This window comes from Arthrobacter sp. 01T428 (assembly GCF_056398685.1).
The window spans coordinates 24,299-44,094 of the sequence record NZ_JBFTPW010000016.1 but is presented as its reverse complement, the minus strand read 5'-3'; the positions used below and the strand labels follow the sequence as shown (position 1 = coordinate 44,094).

Genomic DNA, 19,796 nt, shown 5'->3' with positions numbered 1-19,796 from the left:
CGAAGCATTGCAGCAGCGCCCTGGGCACTGCGGTGGCCGTTAGAGTTTTCCCATGAAACTCGAGATCGTCGCCGTCGGTGCCCAGGGCGCTGCCGTTGCCGCTGAAGAAGGCGCGGACCGGATTGAACTTTGCAGCGCCTTGGAGCTCGGGGGACTGACCCCGAGCCAAGGGCTGATGGAAGCCGCGCAGGAAGCCGCCGACGGACGGCTGGAGATCCACCCGCTGATCCGCAACCGGCCAGGAGACTTCCTGTACTCCGACGCGGACTTGGACACCATGGACCGCGAGATCCGGTTCCTGCTCGGGCAAGGGGCCCACGGCGTGGTGATCGGAGTCCTCACGGCCGCCGGTCACATCGACGTCCAAGCCACGCGAAAGCTCGCCAACACGGCTCTGCGGACCAACCCCAATGCCCAACTGACCTTCCACCGGGCCATCGACCAAACCCCGGACCCGGCGGCCGCCGTCGAGCAACTCGTGGAACTTGGTTTCACGCGGGTGCTCAGCTCCGGGGGCGCCGCGACGGTGGGAGCGGGGATCGAGACCCTCGAGCGCATGGTCCAGCGGGCGGCGGGGCGGCTTGAGGTCATGGCTGGCGGCGGACTCGCCTTGGACGATATCCCCGCCCTGCACGCCGCAGGATTGAGCGCGGTCCATTTGTCCGCCAAGGCCACGGTTTCCACGCGGAAGGACCGTGGGGACTCCTTCGGCACACCCGGCGATTCAGACCCGACGGCGTACATGGTCACCAACCGGGACCTGGTGAGGGCCGCCCGCGCCGTCTCCCGCTGACAATCCCAACTGACTGGCAGTTGATGTCGTTTTGGGCCCTCAAAACGACATCAAATGCGAGCTAGTTGGGTGGCTCCCTTTACACAGCGGCGACTTGGGTCAAAGATGGGTGAAGTCTTACGATCGAAAATAGCCTCCAGGAGTCATAAAGATGCAAAACGTGAGCTTCTCCACCATCACCCTGAACATGGCGGAGTTGGGTCCCAATAGCCCCCTGCCGGTGGTCATGGCTGAGTTGGACCAGCCGTACAGAATCGGCGACGGCGTCCCGGAGGAGCTGCGGGCGGCGGCTCGCTATGGCCAGGTGCCGAACATGTTCCCGTACCTGATGCAGGACGGCTACTCCCGCGAGCGGACTGCCCACGAGGTGCCCGCCGTCGTGCTCGAGAACAACAAGCTGCGTGCCGTTGTCCTCCCCACCTTGGGCGGCCGGCTCTGGCAGCTCTTCGACAAGGCCTCGGGAAAGCAGCTCCTCCACACCCATGGGACACTGCAGTTCGCCAACATCGCCCTGCGCAAGGCGTGGTTCGCCGGCGGGCTCGAATGGAACATCGGCACGCGCGGTCACTCGCCCACCACGTGCGATCCGCTGCACACGGCGATCGTCAAGTCCCCCGAAGGCCACGACATTCTGCGCATGTGGGAGTTCGAACGCCTCCGCGAAGTGGTCTTCCAAGTGGACATGTGGCTTCCGGAGGACTCGGACGTCCTACTCACAGCGGTCCGGATCAGGAACCCGCATGACCACGAGGTCCCCATGTACTGGTGGAGCAACGCCGCGGTTCCCGAGACGGCGGAAACGCGCGTGATCGCGCCCGCCTCCGAGGCTTTCGGTAGCGATTACACCACCGACATCGCCCGCGTCCGGCCCACGGAACACCAAGGCATGGACGCCACCTGGCTGGTCAACAGCCCGCACGCCGCGGACTTCTTCTTCGACATCCAGCCTGGGCACCGGCATTGGATCGCCGCGGTAGACCACGACGGCGACGGCCTGGCCATGCTGTCCACGAGCCTCCTGCGGGGCAAGAAGCTGTTCGTCTGGGGCCAGGGCGACGGCGGGAAGCGCTGGCAGGAATGGCTCAGCCCGGGCGCTGGCCCCTACGCGGAGATCCAGGCTGGGCTCGCGCAGACACAGTTCGAGCATCTGGCCATGCCTGCCGGCGCCGAGTGGAGTTGGGTAGAGGCCTACGGCAACGCGAAGCTGGATCCCGCAACCTCCCACGGCCAGGATTGGGATGCGGCCGTGACCCACGCCAGCGCCCGGCTCGAAGACCTCGTCCCGGACGCGGAGCTCGAAGTCGCCCTTGCCGAAGCCGCGCGGAACTATGCCCTGCCTCCGGACGAGATGCTGGTCCGCGGCAGTGCTTGGGGTGCTTTGGAAAGTGCCCGACGGCGGCACTCAGGCCGCGGGTGGCTGGACGAAATCGGCACTCCCTTCGCGGATGACGCAACCCCTGAGGCCATCGAGGAAACGGGTCCGTGGCACAGCCTGCTGGACGGGGCCAGCTTCCTGGGCGCCGGGACCTTTGTGGCCGGAGCCGATTGGGAAGAGCTGCTGGCCAAGGATGGCGGAGCCGAGGCACAGTTCCACCTGGCCACGATGAAGCACGCCCGCCAGGATCTTGGCGGTGCGATCGCCGGATACGGCGCCGCGCTGATTGCCGAGGACCTCTCGCCCCGTTCCAAGGTCCTCGCCACAAGGGGCCGGGCCCTGGCGCTTCTCGCCACCAACAAGACTGACAACGGCTTGGCGGAACTTGCCGCCGCGAGCCGGCTGGAACCGTCCAATCTCCCCTTGCTCAGCGAAGCCATGACCCTCAGCATCCGGCACGGAGACCCCGCCCAAGCACTCGCCCTGGCGAGCGAGGCACCTGCCGGAATGTCCGACGTCGGACGCGTCCGTTTCCTGACGGCGCTCGCCCTCGCGGGTGTCGGCCAAGGCCGGGAGGCAGCAGCGATGCTGCGGGACGGCGTCGAAATACCGGACATCCGGGAAGGCGAGGACGGGATCGCCGAGCTGTGGCAGGAAGTGTGTCCCGGGGAGCCGGTGCCTGCCGGCTATCGCTTCGGGATGCACTGAACTTCCCGGGCGCATCGGCCCGGGGCGCATGCGTCGGGAAGCACGTTGTGGGACGCATGTGGCAGAACATGAGAGGCGGGACGCCTGTGGCGGGGGTGCCGGCTTTCTTGATGCCAGCACCAAGAGAAACCATGTAAGTTGGCATGGTGACTCCCTCCACCAAAACCCCACTGACCCGTGCCCCCGGTATCTCGAAGGAGATCGAAGATGCGGCGTGGTTCGTGCTGGGCCCGGGGCTGCAAGGCAAGGCTTCGGCGCTCGACGCCAGTACCCGCACTTGGACGGTGGACGCCGCCGGCGAGCTCCTGGAGCGCCTGGAACGCGGCGTCGGAGATGCCAAGGCGCCCATGATGACCAACCTGCGCCAGAACCTGGAAGGGGCTTCCCGCGAGGCCAAGTTGCTCGCCGTCGAGCTTCTCTTCCTGCAGTCCCTGCCCCTGGCGCACGAGGTCAAATCGCTCAAGGTGAAGCGCGCCCGCGTCGCCGAAGCCGCGTCCTGGCTCGATCCCGAGCTCGAGCTCCCCAAGGAGCTGTACCAAGGGATGACCGATCACGGCGTCATCCGTGACAGGACCGCTGAGTTCAACTGGACGATCTGGGACCACCTGACCTGGTTGTGCCGGTTCGTGGCGCACGTCGATGGCCAGTCCAACGCGAGCATCAACAAAGCCCTCAAGGACCCGCTGAAATTCCACGAACTCGCGGCGGCAACCCCCGAGGACCAGCCGGCCATCCGGCGCAGCATCGAATACTTGGCGTGGCCCAGTTACTTCGAGCCCGTGGTCGCGGACGTTGAGCGGCGCGAAATCAGGGACGCCTTCGCCTCGCTCGTTGGCGGTGCCCACGGCGAAACGGAAGCCGACATCACCGCGGATGTCCACCGCATCCGGCTTCACCTGGACGAACAGGCCGGCCAGCGCATCGATTGGTACGACCGCCAGCTCGTCAGCCAGTGGCGCAAAGTGGGAGATCCTGGCCGCCGGGCGTGGCTGCTGCGCACGCACCAGGACTCCGCCGAGCTCCTCGCCGCGTGGCGGGACGAGGAAAAGGCGACGCTCGACGTCGAACACCTCCGCGAACTCACTCCCGGGGTGACGGCCGGGGTGGTCCAGCACGCCGTGGACGAGGACTACAAGCACCTCGGCTACGTGGAGCGGGAGGACACCAAGACTGCCGTTTTCGCGTTCCTGACTGTGATGAAGCCCGGCGACCTCGCGCTGTTCCAGAATTCCGGGGCCATCAGGATCGGAGTGGTCCTGGGCGAGCCGGAACACAATGAGGACAACCGTCGGCTCCGCCGTAAAGTGCGTTGGTTCGATGAGACCCACCCGATTGCCGAGGCTCCGCGGCACGTCCAGCGCCAACTCTCCACGTCGGGGATCGTCGTGGACGTTACAAGGGTCATCCAGTCTCTGCAGTCCCTCCTGCCGGCCGAAGCGGAGTCCGACGGCGAGGAAACCGCCGCCCCGGACGCCGTCGTCGAGCCCGTGATTGAAGGGTTCCGCCCCCTCACGGAAGAGTTCGCAGCGTCCCTTCACATGGAGCTCGAGCCGCTCAAGGAGATCGCCGAACTCCTGGAGGAGAACCGCCAATTGGTGCTCTACGGCCCTCCGGGAACGGGAAAGACCTACCTCGCCAAGCACTTGGCGGCCGAGCTCGCGGGCGACAGCACCGATGAGCGCGTCAAGCTGGTGCAGTTCCACCCGTCTTACGCGTATGAGGACTTCTTCGAGGGGTACCGGCCGGACAAGACCGACGACGGCCAGGTTTCGTTCAAGTTGGTGGCCGGACCGTTGCGTCGACTCGCGGAAGAAGCAGCGAAGCCCGGGAACTCCAACAAGCCGTACTTCCTCATCATCGACGAGATGAACCGGGCCAACCTGGCGAAAGTGTTCGGTGAGTTGTACTTCCTGCTGGAATACCGTGACGACCGCATCTACCTCCAGTACAGCCCCAACGAACCGTTCAGCCTGCCGGACAACCTCTACATCATCGGCACCATGAACACGGCGGACCGCTCCATCGCCATGATGGACGCGGCCATCCGCCGCCGCTTCGCATTCGTGGAGTTGCATCCGAAGGTGGAACCGATCCGCGGTTCGCTCCGGCGGTTCCTCGCGGCCCGCGGCCTGGACACCCTCAACGCGGACCTGCTTGACGCCTTGAACGACTCCATCGACGATTGGGACCGGGACCTGATGATCGGTCCCTCCTACTTCATGAAGAACGCGGCCCAGAACCCCGCAGGGCTGCGCCGGATCTGGAAGTACGAACTCATGCCACTCCTGGAAGAGCACTACCACGGTCAGTTGAACCGGGCCCAGCTGGAGGAGCGCTTCGGGCTGGACCAGTTGTTGGGTCGACTTGCGGTCCGCTAAGACCGCGCCACCGCGGCCGGCCCGCCCCCCGGGCATTGGAAAGCCTGCGGTCCGCGCTTCAACCAAGGCACCGGCGGTGCGGCACATCGTCATGGACGAGCTCTCCGGTGGCATCGTGGATAAGCTTGATCCGGACACGGCCGCCCTGCTCAACTCGAGCGGACTCGCGAAGGCCTCGGCGATGGGGATGGGGCTCTATCGCATCGAGCCTGTGGGCAAGGTGGGGTCGGTGCGGACGCCCACCGTCCAAATCGACGTGCGGCCCAAGGACCGCCTTGGCTTGAGTCGGCTCCTCTTCCTCCTCATCTACGCCGGGGACCAAGGATTCCGCGAGGATTCCGTGGCCGCCGTCGAGCACAAGGACCTGTGGAGCGCCCTGGCCGAGTCCCTCGCCCAGTTGGCGGAGCGGGCGCTCAGCCGAGGTCCGCTGCAGGGCTATCTCACTGTGGACGAGTCGCTCCGGACGGTCAAGGGCCGTATCCGGATCTCGGACCAGATCTCCCGGCGCCCCGGAATGCTGGTACCGCTGGAAGTCTCCTACGACGAATTCACCGAGGACATTGCCGAGAACCGCATTCTCCGTGCCGCCCTTGAGCGGATGGGCAAGGTTCCCGGCGTGCGGCAAAACGTCCTGAGCCGCTTGCGGCAGCTCAAGGGAAAGCTCGACGCCGTCACGCGGCTGCAGTCCGGAGCGCCGCTGCCGAAGTGGCAGGCCAACCGGATGAACCTCCGCTACCACCCTGTCCTCCGCTTGGCCGAGCTCATCCTGCGGAATGCCTCTGCGGAAGCGGGCGAGGGGAAGCAGCAGACCGCCTCGTTTGTAGTGGACATGTCCACTGTGTTTGAGGAATTCGTGGGTGTGGCTTTGCGGGCGGCCATGCGGGCACATCCGGGTGAAATGCGGCTTCAATACGGCGCCACCCTCAACGAAGCTGTGCGGGATTCGGACCGGCTCACCGTGCGCCCCGACGCCGTGCATTTCCTGGGTGGCCGGCCCGTGGTGGTGTACGACTCGAAATACGCCTCGGCCACCGATTCCGGGGCATCGCTCAACGCGGACCACTATCAACTCCTGGCCTACTGCACGGCGTTGCAAGTGCCCACGGCGTGGCTGGTCTACGCGGGCAAGGGCGAGATGAAGCTGCGACGGATCCTCAACACGGATATCGACATTGTGGAGTACCCGCTGGACTTGTCGCGGCCACCGGCGGAGATCCTTGCCGCCGTCACGGACCTGGCCCAGCAGTCCTGGGGCGAAGTGGTGCGCCAGGCTCGGCTATGAGGGGCATCCGGTTCCGTCCTGTTCCGTCCTGTTCCGTCCGGGCGGCCGGCAGACTAGCCTGAGAGGGCAAGTCACTGCAGATGGAGGCATCATGCACGGCAAGAAAAAGAAGAAGTCCTGGAAGGACATGACTCCGGGGCAGCGGGTAGGCGTGCTTGTGATGGGTGCGGGACAGATGGCGTTGCTCATCGCGGCACAGCGTAGCATTTCCAAGACCCCCGCGGCCCAGATCAGGGGGAACAAAGCTGTTTGGCGGGCTGCAAGCTTCATCAATTTCTTCGGGCCGCTGAGCTACTTCCTGTTCGGCCGCCGTCGAGGAACTGCGTGAGCTGACTCTCCAAAGCCGAACGGTCCCGCAGTTCGCATTCCCACACGGTGAGAACCTCCCATCCCGAGGCCCTCAGCAATTCGCGCTGTCCGGCGTCGCGCTCCCGGGTGCGGTTGCGCTTGGCTGCCCAGAAATCCGCGTTGCCGGTCGGTGAGTGCTGGCCTGCCTTGCAATCGTGGAAGTGCCAGAAGCATCCGTTCACGAAAATCACCTTGCGCCGGCCGGCAAACACGAGATCCGGGCTGCCTGGCAATTTCCCGCCCGCAGCCCGGCCATGGAGCCGGTAGCGGTAACCCTTGGCATGCAGTAGCCGACGGACCAAGAGCTCGGGCTTGGTGTTCTTGCCCCGGATCTTGGACATGTTCAGGCTGCGTTGCTCAGGCGTCAGCAGGTCGCGGCTCTCGCCCATATCCTCAGTCTACGCAGCACCCCCTCCAACGCTCGCTCACGTATGTGGGTTTTTCCGTGGACGCCCGCTCACGTATGGCGCCCAAAACTAGAACCCTCGATCACATGATGTGAGCGGGCGTTGGCCGGAAAGGGTTTGTTTGTGAGCGGGCGTTGGCCGGAAAGGGCTTGTTTGTGAGCGAGGGTCGGCCGGAAATGCCCATGATGTGAGCGAGCGTCGGCCTCGCGCCGCGAACGACTGATAGCATTCGCCGGTGGGTCGAGGGATATTTCAGCGCATGGTCGGCATTGTGATCGCGGTAACAGTCGGCGGTGCAGCGGCCCTCTTGTGGTTCGCTATTGCCTCGACAGGGAATTCAGCGGTCGAATCGCGGGCTGAGGGGATTGTCCTCGGTGTCTGGAGGATTCTCTACGATTCAGTGGCGCCGCAGCCCCGCGTGATTCTCGTGGCCATAGCCTTTGCCCTTCTGCTATCCGCTGGCGTGGCTGTGCTGGAGCAGCGCATTGCCAACAGATCACGCCGCTCCGCGCATCCCCGGACACCACTGGCGCCAAAGATCGTCATGGCCGAAACCCGCGGTGTGTATGCTGGCCCGGTCACGGTGACCGTCTTGATCCCTGCGCACAATGAAGAAGCCTCGCTGCCCGCCACCATGTCTTCGCTTTTGTCCCAATCGCACCGCCCGGAACGCGTGGTTGTGGTTGCCGACAACTGCACGGATGCAACTATTGCGCTTGCCCGCGAGGCCGGGGTTGAGGTCTTCGAATCGGTGGACAACACGAAGAAGAAGGCCGGCGCACTCAACCAGGCACTGAAGTGGCTGCTACCAGGCCAAGGCGATAACGACGTCGTCATGGTCATGGATGCCGACACCCGCCTTGACGATGGATTCCTGGAAGTCGCGGTTGCGCGGATGAGCAATGACCGGGCACTGATGGCTGTAGGTGGTCTTTTCTACGGGGAAGAGGGACACGGAATTGTCGGCCAATTCCAGCGCAACGAATATATCCGGTATTCCCGGGAAATCGGACGACGGCGTGGCCGCGTTTTTGTGCTGACCGGGACGGCCTCGCTTTTCCGTCCCCGTGCCTTGCGCACTGTTGCCCAGAGCCGGGGCGAATCGATCCCGGGAATTCGGGGAGACGTTTACGACACGGCATCGTTGACCGAGGACAATGAGCTCACGATTGCCTTGAAATCCCTCGGCGGCCTCATGATTTCCCCCATGCAATGCACCGTGGTCACCGAGTTGATGCCGAATTTCCGCACCTTGTGGGCGCAACGACTCCGTTGGCAGCGGGGTGCCCTGGAAAACCTTGGGGCTTACGGGGCCACACCCCAGACGCTCCGCTACTGGGCGCAGCAGTTCGGCATTGGCTACGGAGTGATTGCCCTCAGCGCCTACCTCCTGCTGATCCTCCTTATGGTTTTGTCCCTGGACAACTGGGTCTGGTTCCCGTTCTGGCTGGGAATCGGCGTCGTCTTCTCCATCGAACGCGTCGTCACCGTGTGGAAGGGTGGCTGGCGGGCACGCCTCTTGGCAGTCACGCTCTTTCCGGAGTTGTTCTTCGATATGTTCCTCAACGTGGTCTACGTCAAGGGAATCATCGACATTTCCCTCGCCCGGCAAGCCACCTGGAAACACCTCAACCATTCACCAACTGGCGAACCATCGAAGGCAGGGTAATCATGGCTATTTCCGCCTCCCTTCCCACCGGAATTTTGTTTCCTGAGGGAATTCTGCATTCCGATTGGTTTGCCGTCTTGGCGACCTTCGTCGCGATTAATACGTTGATGTATGGCGCGCTGGCCATCGCCAAAATCTTGCCGAAACTGCACCCCGGCGATTGGGTTCGCATCCGGAACCAGCGATCGGAAACCCGCAGCATCCACCCCGATGCGCCGGCCGTGAACGAAGCCACCGACTTCCTCAAATCCCGACGCTGACCGTCCGCGGAGCTTGGAAGGACAGCAGGCGCAGCCACTCGGGGTTCGGCTCTGCCAAACGGACGCATTGCATCGCTGCCGCGGTTTCCTGCACGACGACGGCGGCCTCCAGTTCCGCGAGCTTCGCACCAAGGCAACGGTGAATCCCTGAGCCGAAGGCCAGCCCGTAGGCCGTGGGACCCTGCTCGTGGGCCGCCGAAGCCCGGCCGGATGACGCGTGGTTGCCCGTGAGTTCCAGGAGGATTTCGGCACCGGCGGGGACGCGCTCGCCGTCGAGCACTGTGTCCTGGGCGGCAACCCGGCGCCATGTGGGAACGGAGGATTCCGTAGCCAGGACGTGCCGGATGAGGTCCCGTGCAGTGGTTCCGGAGGCCGCGTTTTTCCAGTCAAAGCCCACTGATCCCTCGGCAAGCCGGAATAGCGCCGTGCTGATGAGCTGGGTGGTGGTTTCCTGCCCTGCGATGAGCAGGAAGTAGCCGAGGGAACAGATCTCCGGCGTGCTGAGGCCGTGCTCCGCCAAGGAGCGAAAGAGATTGCGTCCGGGGGATGCCACGGCTTCGAGGACGAGTTCCCGCAGCCAGCTGTAGAACCCGACCGCGCTGTGCGCCAGTTCCAGTTGCCGCTCGGGATCCGGCCAGCCCCAGAAGAGCTCGAGAGAGTCCAGGCTCCAGGCTTTTAGCTCCGGAAGATCACGGACAGGGAGTCCCAGAAGCTCCAACATCACGATCGCCGGCGGGTACGCTGCCACGGCCTGCACCAGATCCGCTTGCCCACCCGTTTCCAGCAGGCCAACAGCGGCGGCAGCGGCATCCCGCGCGATGCCGCGGATGCGCGGCTCAAAAGCACCCACCGTTGCCGGGGTAAAGAACCCGGCCACCACCTTGCGAATGCCAGCGTGGGAAGCCGTGTCATTGCTGGCCAGCACCGGCGGCAGCGCGAAGCGGGCGCGTTGCAGGACCCGCAACGATGGTCCGGACAAAGGTGTCACAGCGATGAGGGCATTCGCCGGGCTGAAGTCTTCCGGGCGGTGCAGGACTTCCCGCACAGCCGCGGGATCCCGCAGCACCAGATACGGGCACGTCTGGGCGCCGGCAGTAGTGGTGTTCATGACCAAGCCCCGCTCAGCCAGTGCACACTCGCCGCCCGGAACGTCACCGGTGGGAGGTCCGCGGCGCGCTCGGGGAGCACCCCAAGAAGCGGCCGCAACGTGCCGAGCGCCGCCCGGTTGCCGTGTTCCAGCACGCCCGGGTCGTCCGGCCAGGTTCCCAGGATCACTCCATGCACAGCCAAATCCCTGCGTTCCAGGGCTTCGAGCGTCAGCGCCGTGTGGTTCAGGGTTCCCAACGCGGGGCGGGCAACCACCACAAAAGTCGCGTCACTGCCAAGGCGGCTGCCCAGATCCGCCAGCGTGCCGCCGTCGGGGTCCAACTCCACGAGGAGACCGCCGGCACCCTCCACGAGAACATGGTCATGCGTGCCGGCAAGTTCGCGGACGCGCGCGGCATATGCCGCAAGCTGAGGCAGCGTGACGCCGTCCAGCGCGGCCGCGGGCACCGGGGCGAGGGGTTCTTGGAGCACGACGCCGGCCTCGGCTGTGAGCGGTCCGGCCAAGCGGGTGATTTCGGCGCAATCGGAATCGCCCGTCACGGCGCCGCTCTGGCACGGCTTGTACACGGCCACCGAGCGACCGTCCGCCTGCAGCGCGGACGCAAGCGCCGCCGTCGTGACGGTCTTGCCGACGCCGGTGTCCGTTCCGGTGACCAGCACTATGGGTGGCAGTTTCATGGCATTTCCTCCAGGATGCGGCGCAACGTTGCGCACGCGTAGTCGATGTCGCGGGGAGTGAGGGTGGCGCGGGCCGTCAGCCTGAGGCGCGAGACGCCGTCGGGCACCGAGGGCGGGCGGAAGCAGCCGACGCGGACACCCGCCCCGTGCGCCGCCTGGCTCGCCGCAAGTGCGGCCGCAGCGGAGGGCATGGGAACGGACTGAACGGCACCTGCCGTCTGAAGCGGCGCGCCAACGGGCACGACGGCGATGCCCGGCTCACGTTGCACCGTCGCCAGTCCGGCGCTGAGGCTGGCGGCGTTGTGGTGAACTGCCGCCGCACGCCACGGTTCAGTGCGGATGATCCCGACGGCGGCCAGCGCGGCCGCCGCGGACGACGGTGCGAGCCCGGTGTCGAAGATGAAGCTGCGGGCCCGGTTGACGAGGTGCTCGCGGAGCAGCGCGCTGCCAAGCACGGCACCCCCTTGGCTGCCGAGCGACTTGGAAAGGGTCGCAGTCAGCACCACGTTGGGGTGGCCCGAGAGATCCGTTCCGGCCACTGCGCCGTGGCCCTCGAACGCGCCACGGCCCGAAACGCCGAGGCTATGGGCTTCGTCCACGAGGAGCACCGCGTCGTGCTCTTCGGCCAGCGCCAACAGCCGGGGGAGCGGGGCGGCATCGCCGAAGACACTGTAGATGGACTCGACGGCGATCAGGGCCCTGGGCTCTGTACGGGTCCGCAGACAGTGCTCGGTTGCGCTGAGGTCGTTGTGCGGGACCGTTGCCACCCTCGAACGGCTCAAGCGGAAACCGTCAATCAGCGAAGCATGGCAATGCTCGTCGGCCACGATGAGCGTCCCGGGGCCGCCGAGCGCCGTAGTGACCCCTAGATTCGCCAAGTATCCGGACGAGAAGACCAACGCGGATTCCATGCCGGTGAGGCTCGCGAGCTCGGATTCGAGCTCGAGGTGCAGCGCCGTGGTACCGGCAACCAGCCGCGAGGACGTGGCACCGGTTCCCCAACGGCCAATCGCTTCGCGGGCGGCCTCTGCCAGCCTCGGGTCCGTCGCGAGTCCAAGATAGTCGTTGCTCGCCAGGTCCACCGCAGCGTCCGGACCGAGGCGCGTCAAGGGCGAACGGACGAGGCCGCGGCGCTCGCGGACCGCGGCCTGCTGTTCCAACCACGCGGTCATTGACCTGCTCATGGCCCGTGCACCTCGGCCACGGCCGCCACCATACCCTCTGCGATCCGCCGGATCTCCTCGGCGGTGCTGATGTAGGGCGGCATCGCGTAAACAAGGGTCCGGAACGGCCGCACCCACACTCCATGCCCGACGGCGGCACTCGTCGCTGCGGCGACGTCCACTTCCGTGTTCAACTCGATGACGCCCACGGCGCCGATGGTGCGGACGTCCTTGACGGCGTCGAACGCATTTGCAGCTTCGAGGCCGGCCGCCAGGCCCGAGCCGATCCGGGCCACATCGCTGCGCCACCCGCCGCCGTCGAGAATTCCCAGGCTCGCATTGGCCACGGAACACGCGAGCGGATTGCCCATGAACGTCGGTCCGTGCAGCAAGGCGCCGGCACCGCCGTTCGAAACGCGGGCCGCCACTTCGCCCGTGCAGAGCATCGCCGCGAGCGTGAGGTAACCGCCCGTGAGGGCTTTGCCGACGCACATGATGTCTGGAACCACGCCTGCATGCTGCGCGGCGAAGAGCTCGCCCGTGCGGCCGAAACCGGTGGCGATCTCGTCGAGGATCAGGAGGATCCCGTGCCGATCGGCGATGTCGCGGAGGATGCGCAGGCATGCGGCGGCGTAAACGAACATGCCGCCGGCGCCTTGAAGCACGGGTTCCACGATGATCGCGGCCAGTTCGTTGGCGTGTTCTTGGGCGAGGGCTTCGGTGCACGCCTGCCATTCCGCGATTTCCTCGGGCGGCGCGCCCGCGGCGGGTGGCCTCGCGGCGAACACATTGGCTCCGAGCAGCCCGGGGAAGGCCGAGTGCATGCCGTCGACGGGGTCGCAGACCCCCATCGCCGCGAAGGTGTCGCCATGGTAACCGCCGCGGATGCTGAGGAAGCGTTGCCTCTTGGGGAACCCCGACGCAGTCTGGAACTGTACCGCGAGCTTGAGCGCCACCTCCACGGACACCGATCCAGAATCCGCCAGGAAAACCCGCTCCAACCTCGGCCGATCCGCCGCGGAAGGGGCCATGGCGACCAGCCGTTCGGCCAATTCGACGGCGGGTTCATGGGTGAGGCCACCGAACATCACATGGCTGAACGTAGCTAGTTGGCGCTTCGCCGCGCCATCCAGGACGGAATTCCGGTACCCGTGGATGACCGACCACCAGGAGGACATGGCATCGAGCACCTCGTGGCGTTGGCCGGTTTCGTCGCGGAGCCGCAGCGTCACGCCGTCGGCGTCTTCGACTTCCCACAACGGCAGCGTCCCCGACGCCGGAGCGTAGGGATGCCACAGGCTTGCCCGGTCACGCTGGATGACGCTCATGGCGTAACCCGGCCGTGGCGCGAGCATTCAGCGGTCCAGCCGAGCGGCGTGACCTGGACTTTCATGCGGCGCCGGCAGACAGCGCAATAGCGGGGAGGCTCCATCGCGAGGCGCTGCTGGCAGCCCAGGTGGGCGTCCGACGTCGGGCGCTCACCTTGGGGTACCGGGTCGCTCTGCATGGCGGGTCCGGCTTGCGTGGCGGGTCCGCCGCAGTGCCCGCAGAAGCATGCCGTCTCAACAGTGCTCACAGCGACTTCTGGAGTTCCTTGATGGGCATGTTCAGCTCCACGAGGAGGTTGAGGTCGGCGTCGGCGGGTCGGCCGAGTGTGGTGAGGTAGTTGCCGACGATCACGGCGTTGATGCCGCCCATGAGGCCTTCGCGCGTTCCGAGGTCGCCCAGGGTCAGTTCCCGTCCGCCGGCGTAACGCAGTACGGTCCGCGGCATGGCGAGGCGGAACGCGGCGATTGCGCGGAGGGCGTCCTTGCCGTCCATGATTCCTTGGTTTTCGAGGGGCGTTCCCGGGCGCGGATTGAGGAAGTTCAGCGGGACTTCGTGGGGTTCGAGGGCCGCGAGCTGGCTGGCGAGTTCGGCGCGCTGGGCGGTGGTTTCGCCCATGCCGATCAGGGCACCGCAGCACAGTTCCATGCCGGCCGCCTTGACCATGTTGCAAGTGTCGAGGCGTTCCTCGTAGGAGTGCGTGGTGACGACTTCGGGGAAGTAGCTGCGCGCGGTTTCGAGGTTGTGGTTGTAGCGGTGGACGCCCCATTCGGCGAGTTGGTCCACTTGGCGCTGGGTGAGCATGCCCAGCGAGCACGCGATGTTGATGTCCACTTCTGCGTTGATGCGGTCGATCGCGAACTTGATCTGGTTCATGAGCTTGATGTCCGGCCCTCGGACGGCTGCGACGATGCAGAACTCGGTGGCCCCGGTGGCGGCGGTTTCCTTGGCGGCCTTGACGAGCTCGGGGATGTCGAGCCAGACGCCCCGGACCGGACTGTCGAACAATCCCGACTGGCTGCAGAAATGGCAGTCCTCAGGGCATCCTCCGGTCTTGATGGAGATGATTCCCTCCACTTCGACGTCCTCGCCGCAGTGCTCCAGGCGGACTTCGTGGGCAAGCTGCAGGGCTTCGGGAATGGCCTCGTCCGGGAGCTCGAGGATCTCGAGCAGTTGGGCTTCGCTGAGTCCTTCGCCTTTCGCGAGGACTTGCTCGCGGGCTGTTTCCAGAATCGGATAGGTGGACGTACGCCTTGGGTTTGGCTGGGTGGTCATGATGCTCCTCGGCCGTTACTTGCAGGGGATGGTGCGTTCCTTCACGACGGTAGTGGGCCTGCGGGACCGCGATTTTGTTGGACGTCCACAAACCCGGAGCCGCAATCTTGGCGTCCAACTCGCTGGATAAGTTACAGCGCGGAAACATCGTGGTGACTCCGTGGTTCCATCCCGCCGATAGCGTCGAGCCCATGTTCATCGGGGAAAGATGTCGAGACGAGGAAAGTTGCGGGGATGACTGACGATTCGAAGACAACGCAAGTGCTTGAACCCCTGACGGCGGGTGGCTCCCCGGTGGGGGTCGCCGTCGTCGAACCTTCGGAGGCGCTAGGCGCAGGGAGCCGCACGGCTGGTAATGCCGATGCGATGAGCGCAGCGAAGGAGAGCCTGGAGGACTACACCCTCAGGTTCGCGCCACGGTCCTACCGCAAATGGGGTGCGGGTGTGGTGGCGACGAGTGCGCTCGGTGGAATCGCGTATTTGGCTGATTTCTCGATCGGTGCGAACATCGGTATTTCGTACGGCACCGTGAACGCTATTTTCGGAATCGTCGTGGCGGCCGTGGTCATTTTCGCCACCGGATTTCCCTTGGCCTACTACGCGGCCCGGTACAACATTGATCTTGACCTCATCACGCGGGGTTCCGGATTCGGCTATTACGGCTCGGTGGTCACCAACGTCATTTTCGCGACGTTCACGTTCATCTTCTTCGCGCTTGAGGGTTCCATCATGGCTCAAGGCCTGGAACTTGGGCTGGGCATCCCGCAGTGGCTCGGTTATGCGGCGTCCACGCTTATTGTGATTCCCTTGGTGATTTACGGGATGAAGGCCTTGTCCAAGTTGCAGGTGTGGACCACTCCTTTGTGGCTCCTGCTCATGGTGGTTCCCGTGGGGTATTTGGTGATTTCGCACCCGGACAGCATCGGGGAATTCTTCGCGTTCACGGGCAAATCCGGCGCTGAAGGCACCAACCTGGCCTCCGTGATGCTGGCCGCGGGTGTCTGCCTGTCGCTCATGGCGCAGATCGCGGAGCAGATTGACTATTTGCGTTTCATGCCTCCCAAGACCGCCGAGAACCGTGGTGCTTGGTGGCGTGCCGTGATCCTGGCGGGGCCGGGCTGGGTGATTTTCGGCGCGATCAAGCAGATCGTGGGCATGTTCATTGCCATCTACCTGATTGCGACCCTGGATCCAGCCGCCTCCGCGCATGCCAACGAGCCGGTGCATCAATTCCTTGGCGTGTACCAGGAAATGATGCCGGCTTGGCTGGCGATGACCTTGGCCGTGGTGCTTGTGGTCATTTCGCAAATCAAGATCAACGTGACCAATGCCTACTCCGGCTCGCTCGCGTGGACCAACAGCTTCACGCGTATCACCAAGAGTTACCCGGGGCGCATGGTGTTCGTGGTGGTGAACCTGGTGATTGCGCTGGTGCTGATGGAAGCGAACATGTTCGAGTTCCTGAACACCATCCTTGGGTTCTACGCGAATTGCGCCATGGCATGGGTGGTTACCGTTGCGTCCGATATTGCCATCAACAAGTATTTGCTCAAGATTTCGCCCAAGGTTCCCGAATTCCGCCGAGGCATGCTTTACGCCGTCAACCCGGTGGGCTTTATCTCGATGTTGGTTTCGGCCGTTGTCTCGATTGCGGTGTTCTTCGGCGCTTTCGGTTCAGCTGTGCAGCCATATTCGCCGATCTTCGCCGTTGGGCTGGCGCTTGTGCTGCCGCCAGCGCTGGCCGTGTTGACCCGCGGGAAGTACTACCTACGCCGCTCCGACGACGGAATCGATCTGCCGATGTTCGACGCCGACGGCAACCCGAGCGACGCCAAGCTGCTGTGCCACGTGACCGGACTGGAGTTCGAGCGCCCGGATATGGTCCGCTCGGCCCAGGACGGGCCCGACGGCGAGCCGCAGTTCATCTCTTCGCTCGCTTTGTCGACGGATAAGTCGGGCGGGTTGGTCCTGCCGGCCCAAAAGTAGGCGGGTGCTCAAGGTCCCATAGGCCTCGACGACGGATGGGCGGCCTGGCCGCGGTCCCGTCGTCGGGGCCTTTGGTTTGTGTTTGTTGTGGTGGGCCTGTGGTGGGCCGCGCTGGTGAAGCGATCGTGTGTAATGAACCGGAGCCTGTGGATAACTTTCCCGCCACGACGGGCAATTAAGCTACCCTTTTTGGAAACGTTTAGTCTTGAAAACTATTTGGGGATAGCAAACCATGACTCCACGCACCTCGGTTTCTGCTCGCTTTTTCATGATTGTCAGCCTTGGCACGGCGTTGACGCTGACTGCGTGCGGGAACACTACCCAGCCGCAGTCTGCGTCGCCTACAGATTCTGCTTCAGCTTCAGCCAGCGTCACTGGTGCTCCCTCTCCGACCTCGACGGCTGTTTACAAACCCGCGGACGCCAAGGGGAAAGCTGAGAACGTCCCGGTTCCCGTGTTGCCGGAGGCCGCGAAGGCGAACACGAAGGAAGGCGTGGAGGCGTTTGCGAGGTACTGGTTCCAGGCGCTTTCATATGCCTATGAGACTGGGGACACTGAACACTGGTCGCCGAAGACCGCTTCTCAATGCGTCTTCCGTGCAAGTCTCAAAAAAGGGCTAGATTCCGGATACTCCAAAGGACGATGGCTTGTCGGCGGCAAGATGACGACACCATCAATTAGGGCGCTATACAAACCGGATGCACCTTCTCAGCAGGTGGAGATTCAAACTATCCAGGACCAAATCGACTACTTCGAAGCCGATGGAAGCATTAGCCAGCCTCCAACGCCTCCATCTAACTCGGCAACAGTCATGATTGCAGTTTTCGAATCAGACGCTTGGAAAGTCTCAGACCTCGGACTGATCCAGTAGAACACAATGAAACCGAGATATTGGGCAGTTCCGGTTTTGGTACTTGTGGTCAGTTTGGTCGCCCCGATCGAACGCGCGGCCGCCACACAGGACGATCCTGTATCTGCGGGATTTCAAAAAAGAGGAATCGAGGTCCTGGTTAGGTGGATCCGTGACCCCCAGACCGGCGAATTCATGCTCGCCCCGCCAAACTTTGTCAGCGACGACCCCAACCAATACAAGGCAGAGCTCCAATGCCAGGTTGACGAGAATGCCTTGGACAAGAAGTGCCTTCCCGGTCAAGTGCAGTGCCCGCCCCGCGAGCCCGGTGGGAAGTCCGGAACGCCCGTCATCTGGAAGGTAGCGCCCAGAGCGCTTTCAAATCCCACGTGGGTCGACTGGAAATCGGGTAACAACGGTCCGTCGTGCCTGTACGACGAAAAGCCCGAAGATGTCTTGGAGAGGATTGCAGCGAGAATCGAGAGCGACTTCCGCAACCTTCCCATCAAACCGGCTAGCCTTACCGCTCAACCAAGCCCGCACACGCTCAAGGGCGCTGAAACAAACATCTTCGCGGACGCCGTTGAGCAGCAATTCGATGTCACGATCCTCGGCCAGCGAGTCCACATAGTCGCAACCCCCATGGAGTACACCTATGCCTACGGGGACGGCAGCAGCCTCGGGCCGACACCGTTTGCTGGCGGGCCGCTTCCGGAGTCCGAATGGGGCCAAAAGACCAGAACAAGCCACGTGTATCAACAGACCGGTGACTTTCAGATCTCCCTGACCACCACCTTCCGCGGCACCTACTCCGTGAACGGCGGTCCGGACATGCCGATTCCCGGCACAGGACAATTTGCGTCGCCGTCCCAGAAGGTGAGCGTCTGGAGGTCGATCACGCGCAACTACGCCGACAACTGCATCGTGAATCCGCGGGGCGAAGGCTGCCCGGGCGTTCCCTAAGGGCGTGTGATCCGCGTCTCAACAGGAATAGTTGCAGGCGCGCGGCAGTTGCCCCCAGTGGACCTGTTCCCGTTTGAAAGGCACTGCCCATGTTGTTTTCCCCTTTGACTCTCGGCGAGATTGAAATTCCCAACCGCTTGGTCATGGCGCCGCTGACCCGCCTCCGTTCGGGCATCGAAGGCGTTCCCGGTCCGCTGGTCGCGGAGCACTATCGGCAGCGTGCTTCCCTCGGGCTGATCGTCAGCGAGGGCACCTACCCGACGCCGGCAGGGCAGTCCTACCCGGGACAGCCCGGCCTCGTCACCGAGGAACAGATCGCGGGCTGGAAGAAGGTAACGGACGCCGTCCATGCCGAGGGTGGCCGGATTTTCGCCCAAGTCATGCACGGTGGCCGCGTTTCCCACTCGGACATCGCCGGCGGTCACGAGATCGTGGCACCCAGTGCCGTGGCCATCGACGGCGAAGTCCGCACTCCGAACGGCAAGAAGCCCTATCCGGTGCCCCGCGAACTGAGTACCGATGAACTCCCCTCGGTGATCCAGGAAATCGTCACAGCTTCCCGGAACGCCGTCGAGGCAGGATTCGACGGCGTCGAACTCCACTCGGCGAATGGCTACCTGCTGCACGAATTCCTGGCACCCAACACCAACGTCCGCACTGACAGCTACGGCGGTTCGCCGGAAAACCGTGCACGCTTTGTGATCGAGACCGTCAACGCGGTGGTAGAAGCCTTGGGCGCCAACCGGGTCGGCATCCGGATTTCCCCTGAGCACTCGGTCCAGGGAATCGCCGAGACCGACCCCACGGATGTCCGCGCCACCTATGAAGTCCTGGTGGACACCATCGCCTCGCTCAACCTCGCGTACCTCAGCATCCTCCACCATGATCCCAAGGGTGAGCTCGTCCAGGACCTGCGCGAGCGCTTCAACGGCACCTTCCTCGTCAACACCGGCTTCGGTGTAGTGACCACCCGGGATGAAGCTCTGGCGCTCGTGGCCGACGGCCATGCCGACGCCGTCGTGGTCGGACGCCCGGCCATCGCCAACCCGGACCTTGCGCGCAGGTGGCGTGAAGGCCTCCCGCTCAACGAACCGGATCCGTCCACGTTCTACGGCGAAGGCGCCAAGGGGTACACCGACTACCCGTTCTACGCCAACTAGAACCCCCGAAACCCCGACGGCGGCACCTGCGAAAGGTGCCGCCGTCGGGGTTTAACCGTGCGCGCGAG

The 19,796-nt window shown here is 64.3% G+C and carries 18 protein-coding genes; 11 read left to right on the top strand and 7 right to left on the bottom strand.

Features of this window, described 5'->3' with window-relative positions; genetic code table 11:
- Positions 1 to 52 precede the first annotated feature (52 nt).
- From AC1DJB_RS16770 to AC1DJB_RS16750, 5 genes are all read left to right on the top strand, one after another.
- On the top strand, positions 53 to 793 hold the full coding sequence (locus tag AC1DJB_RS16770; protein ID WP_441433333.1) for a copper homeostasis protein CutC: 741 nt from the start codon (positions 53 to 55) through the stop codon (positions 791 to 793).
- 151 nt (positions 794 to 944) lie between these two features.
- Positions 945 to 2,876, top strand: a complete 1,932-nt coding sequence (locus AC1DJB_RS16765) for a DUF5107 domain-containing protein (protein WP_441433332.1) — start codon at positions 945 to 947, stop codon at positions 2,874 to 2,876.
- Positions 2,877 to 3,019: 143 nt separating this feature from the next.
- Positions 3,020 to 5,254, top strand: coding sequence for an McrB family protein (locus AC1DJB_RS16760; protein ID WP_284989699.1), 2,235 nt, complete (start codon positions 3,020 to 3,022; stop codon positions 5,252 to 5,254).
- Between the two features lie 91 nt (positions 5,255 to 5,345).
- Positions 5,346 to 6,536 carry a 5-methylcytosine restriction system specificity protein McrC gene (locus tag AC1DJB_RS16755; RefSeq protein WP_476910586.1) on the top strand — a complete coding sequence of 397 codons (1,191 nt, stop codon included), beginning with the start codon at positions 5,346 to 5,348 and terminating at the stop codon, positions 6,534 to 6,536.
- A gap of 91 nt (positions 6,537 to 6,627) precedes the next feature.
- On the top strand, positions 6,628 to 6,864 hold the full coding sequence (locus AC1DJB_RS16750; protein WP_084784400.1) for a PLDc N-terminal domain-containing protein: 237 nt from the start codon (positions 6,628 to 6,630) through the stop codon (positions 6,862 to 6,864).
- Here the strand turns inward: AC1DJB_RS16750 and AC1DJB_RS16745 are convergent.
- Positions 6,806 to 7,273, bottom strand: coding sequence for a very short patch repair endonuclease (locus AC1DJB_RS16745; RefSeq protein ID WP_059388124.1), 468 nt, complete (start codon positions 7,271 to 7,273; stop codon positions 6,806 to 6,808). The two genes, AC1DJB_RS16750 and AC1DJB_RS16745, sit on opposite strands and share 59 nt — an antisense overlap.
- A 277-nt stretch (positions 7,274 to 7,550) precedes the next feature.
- On the opposite strand from AC1DJB_RS16745, the gene AC1DJB_RS16740 reads away from it, so the two are divergent.
- Complete coding sequence (locus AC1DJB_RS16740) at positions 7,551 to 8,960, top strand: glycosyltransferase family 2 protein (RefSeq protein WP_441433331.1); 1,410 nt, start codon at positions 7,551 to 7,553, stop codon at positions 8,958 to 8,960.
- A 2-nt stretch (positions 8,961 to 8,962) separates the two neighbouring features.
- Positions 8,963 to 9,220, top strand: a complete 258-nt coding sequence (locus AC1DJB_RS16735) for a hypothetical protein (RefSeq protein ID WP_332601659.1) — start codon at positions 8,963 to 8,965, stop codon at positions 9,218 to 9,220.
- On the opposite strand, the gene AC1DJB_RS16730 is transcribed toward AC1DJB_RS16735, so the two are convergent.
- Genes AC1DJB_RS16730 through bioB form a run of 6 tightly spaced genes read right to left on the bottom strand, consistent with a single transcriptional unit; the run spans position 9,204 to position 14,769 of the window.
- Positions 9,204 to 10,328, bottom strand: a complete 1,125-nt coding sequence (locus tag AC1DJB_RS16730) for a cytochrome P450 (RefSeq protein ID WP_441433330.1) — start codon at positions 10,326 to 10,328, stop codon at positions 9,204 to 9,206. The two genes, AC1DJB_RS16735 and AC1DJB_RS16730, sit on opposite strands and share 17 nt — an antisense overlap.
- Entirely contained in the window at positions 10,325 to 11,005 is a 681-nt protein-coding gene (gene bioD, locus AC1DJB_RS16725) for a dethiobiotin synthase (RefSeq protein ID WP_441433329.1), read from the bottom strand. Before bioD ends, AC1DJB_RS16730 begins: the two co-directional genes overlap by 4 nt.
- Entirely contained in the window at positions 11,002 to 12,177 is a 1,176-nt protein-coding gene (locus AC1DJB_RS16720; RefSeq protein ID WP_441433359.1) for an 8-amino-7-oxononanoate synthase, read from the bottom strand. The genes bioD and AC1DJB_RS16720 overlap by 4 nt, the downstream gene beginning before the upstream one ends.
- Before the next feature lie 8 nt (positions 12,178 to 12,185).
- The gene (locus AC1DJB_RS16715) at positions 12,186 to 13,496 is read right to left on the bottom strand and encodes an adenosylmethionine--8-amino-7-oxononanoate transaminase (protein ID WP_441433328.1); all 1,311 of its coding nucleotides are present in this window, start codon (positions 13,494 to 13,496) and stop codon (positions 12,186 to 12,188) included.
- Positions 13,493 to 13,744 carry a biotin synthase auxiliary protein BsaP gene (gene bsaP / locus AC1DJB_RS16710; protein WP_441433327.1) on the bottom strand — a complete coding sequence of 84 codons (252 nt, stop codon included), beginning with the start codon at positions 13,742 to 13,744 and terminating at the stop codon, positions 13,493 to 13,495. The genes AC1DJB_RS16715 and bsaP overlap by 4 nt, the downstream gene beginning before the upstream one ends.
- A complete protein-coding gene (gene bioB / locus AC1DJB_RS16705; RefSeq protein WP_441433326.1) occupies positions 13,741 to 14,769 on the bottom strand; it encodes a biotin synthase BioB in 1,029 nt (342 codons plus the stop codon). The genes bsaP and bioB overlap by 4 nt, the downstream gene beginning before the upstream one ends.
- A gap of 234 nt (positions 14,770 to 15,003) precedes the next feature.
- Between bioB and AC1DJB_RS16700 the strand changes: the two genes are divergently transcribed.
- The 4 genes from AC1DJB_RS16700 to AC1DJB_RS16685 all read left to right on the top strand — a co-directional run bounded on the left by AC1DJB_RS16700 (position 15,004) and on the right by AC1DJB_RS16685 (position 19,728).
- Positions 15,004 to 16,755 carry a purine-cytosine permease family protein gene (locus tag AC1DJB_RS16700; RefSeq protein ID WP_441433325.1) on the top strand — a complete coding sequence of 584 codons (1,752 nt, stop codon included), beginning with the start codon at positions 15,004 to 15,006 and terminating at the stop codon, positions 16,753 to 16,755.
- Between the two features lie 232 nt (positions 16,756 to 16,987).
- On the top strand, positions 16,988 to 17,626 hold the full coding sequence (locus AC1DJB_RS16695; protein WP_441433324.1) for a DUF6318 family protein: 639 nt from the start codon (positions 16,988 to 16,990) through the stop codon (positions 17,624 to 17,626).
- A 6-nt stretch (positions 17,627 to 17,632) separates the two neighbouring features.
- Positions 17,633 to 18,568 (top strand): hypothetical protein, encoded by a 936-nt coding sequence (locus AC1DJB_RS16690; RefSeq protein ID WP_441433323.1) that lies wholly within the window; start codon positions 17,633 to 17,635, stop codon positions 18,566 to 18,568.
- 89 nt (positions 18,569 to 18,657) lie between these two features.
- The gene (locus tag AC1DJB_RS16685; RefSeq protein ID WP_441433322.1) at positions 18,658 to 19,728 is read left to right on the top strand and encodes an alkene reductase; all 1,071 of its coding nucleotides are present in this window, start codon (positions 18,658 to 18,660) and stop codon (positions 19,726 to 19,728) included.
- Positions 19,729 to 19,796 lie beyond the last annotated feature (68 nt).

Bases quoted from the DNA above. Each gene is read 5' to 3' on its own strand.
- AC1DJB_RS16770 (WP_441433333.1), top strand. From the start codon at position 53: ATGAAACTCGAGATCGTCGCCGTCGGTGCCCAGGGCGCTGCCGTTGCC.
- AC1DJB_RS16765 (WP_441433332.1), top strand. From the start codon at position 945: ATGCAAAACGTGAGCTTCTCCACCATCACCCTGAACATGGCGGAGTTG.
- AC1DJB_RS16760 (WP_284989699.1), top strand. From the start codon at position 3,020: ATGGTGACTCCCTCCACCAAAACCCCACTGACCCGTGCCCCCGGTATC.
- AC1DJB_RS16755 (WP_476910586.1), top strand. From the start codon at position 5,346: ATGGACGAGCTCTCCGGTGGCATCGTGGATAAGCTTGATCCGGACACG.
- AC1DJB_RS16750 (WP_084784400.1), top strand. From the start codon at position 6,628: ATGCACGGCAAGAAAAAGAAGAAGTCCTGGAAGGACATGACTCCGGGG.
- AC1DJB_RS16745 (WP_059388124.1), bottom strand. From the start codon at position 7,273: ATGGGCGAGAGCCGCGACCTGCTGACGCCTGAGCAACGCAGCCTGAAC.
- AC1DJB_RS16740 (WP_441433331.1), top strand. From the start codon at position 7,551: ATGGTCGGCATTGTGATCGCGGTAACAGTCGGCGGTGCAGCGGCCCTC.
- AC1DJB_RS16735 (WP_332601659.1), top strand. From the start codon at position 8,963: ATGGCTATTTCCGCCTCCCTTCCCACCGGAATTTTGTTTCCTGAGGGA.
- AC1DJB_RS16730 (WP_441433330.1), bottom strand. From the start codon at position 10,328: ATGAACACCACTACTGCCGGCGCCCAGACGTGCCCGTATCTGGTGCTG.
- bioD (WP_441433329.1), bottom strand. From the start codon at position 11,005: ATGAAACTGCCACCCATAGTGCTGGTCACCGGAACGGACACCGGCGTC.
- AC1DJB_RS16720 (WP_441433359.1), bottom strand. From the start codon at position 12,177: ATGACCGCGTGGTTGGAACAGCAGGCCGCGGTCCGCGAGCGCCGCGGC.
- AC1DJB_RS16715 (WP_441433328.1), bottom strand. From the start codon at position 13,496: ATGAGCGTCATCCAGCGTGACCGGGCAAGCCTGTGGCATCCCTACGCT.
- bioB (WP_441433326.1), bottom strand. From the start codon at position 14,769: ATGACCACCCAGCCAAACCCAAGGCGTACGTCCACCTATCCGATTCTG.
- AC1DJB_RS16700 (WP_441433325.1), top strand. From the start codon at position 15,004: ATGACTGACGATTCGAAGACAACGCAAGTGCTTGAACCCCTGACGGCG.
- AC1DJB_RS16695 (WP_441433324.1), top strand. From the start codon at position 16,988: ATGACTCCACGCACCTCGGTTTCTGCTCGCTTTTTCATGATTGTCAGC.
- AC1DJB_RS16690 (WP_441433323.1), top strand. From the start codon at position 17,633: ATGAAACCGAGATATTGGGCAGTTCCGGTTTTGGTACTTGTGGTCAGT.
- AC1DJB_RS16685 (WP_441433322.1), top strand. From the start codon at position 18,658: ATGTTGTTTTCCCCTTTGACTCTCGGCGAGATTGAAATTCCCAACCGC.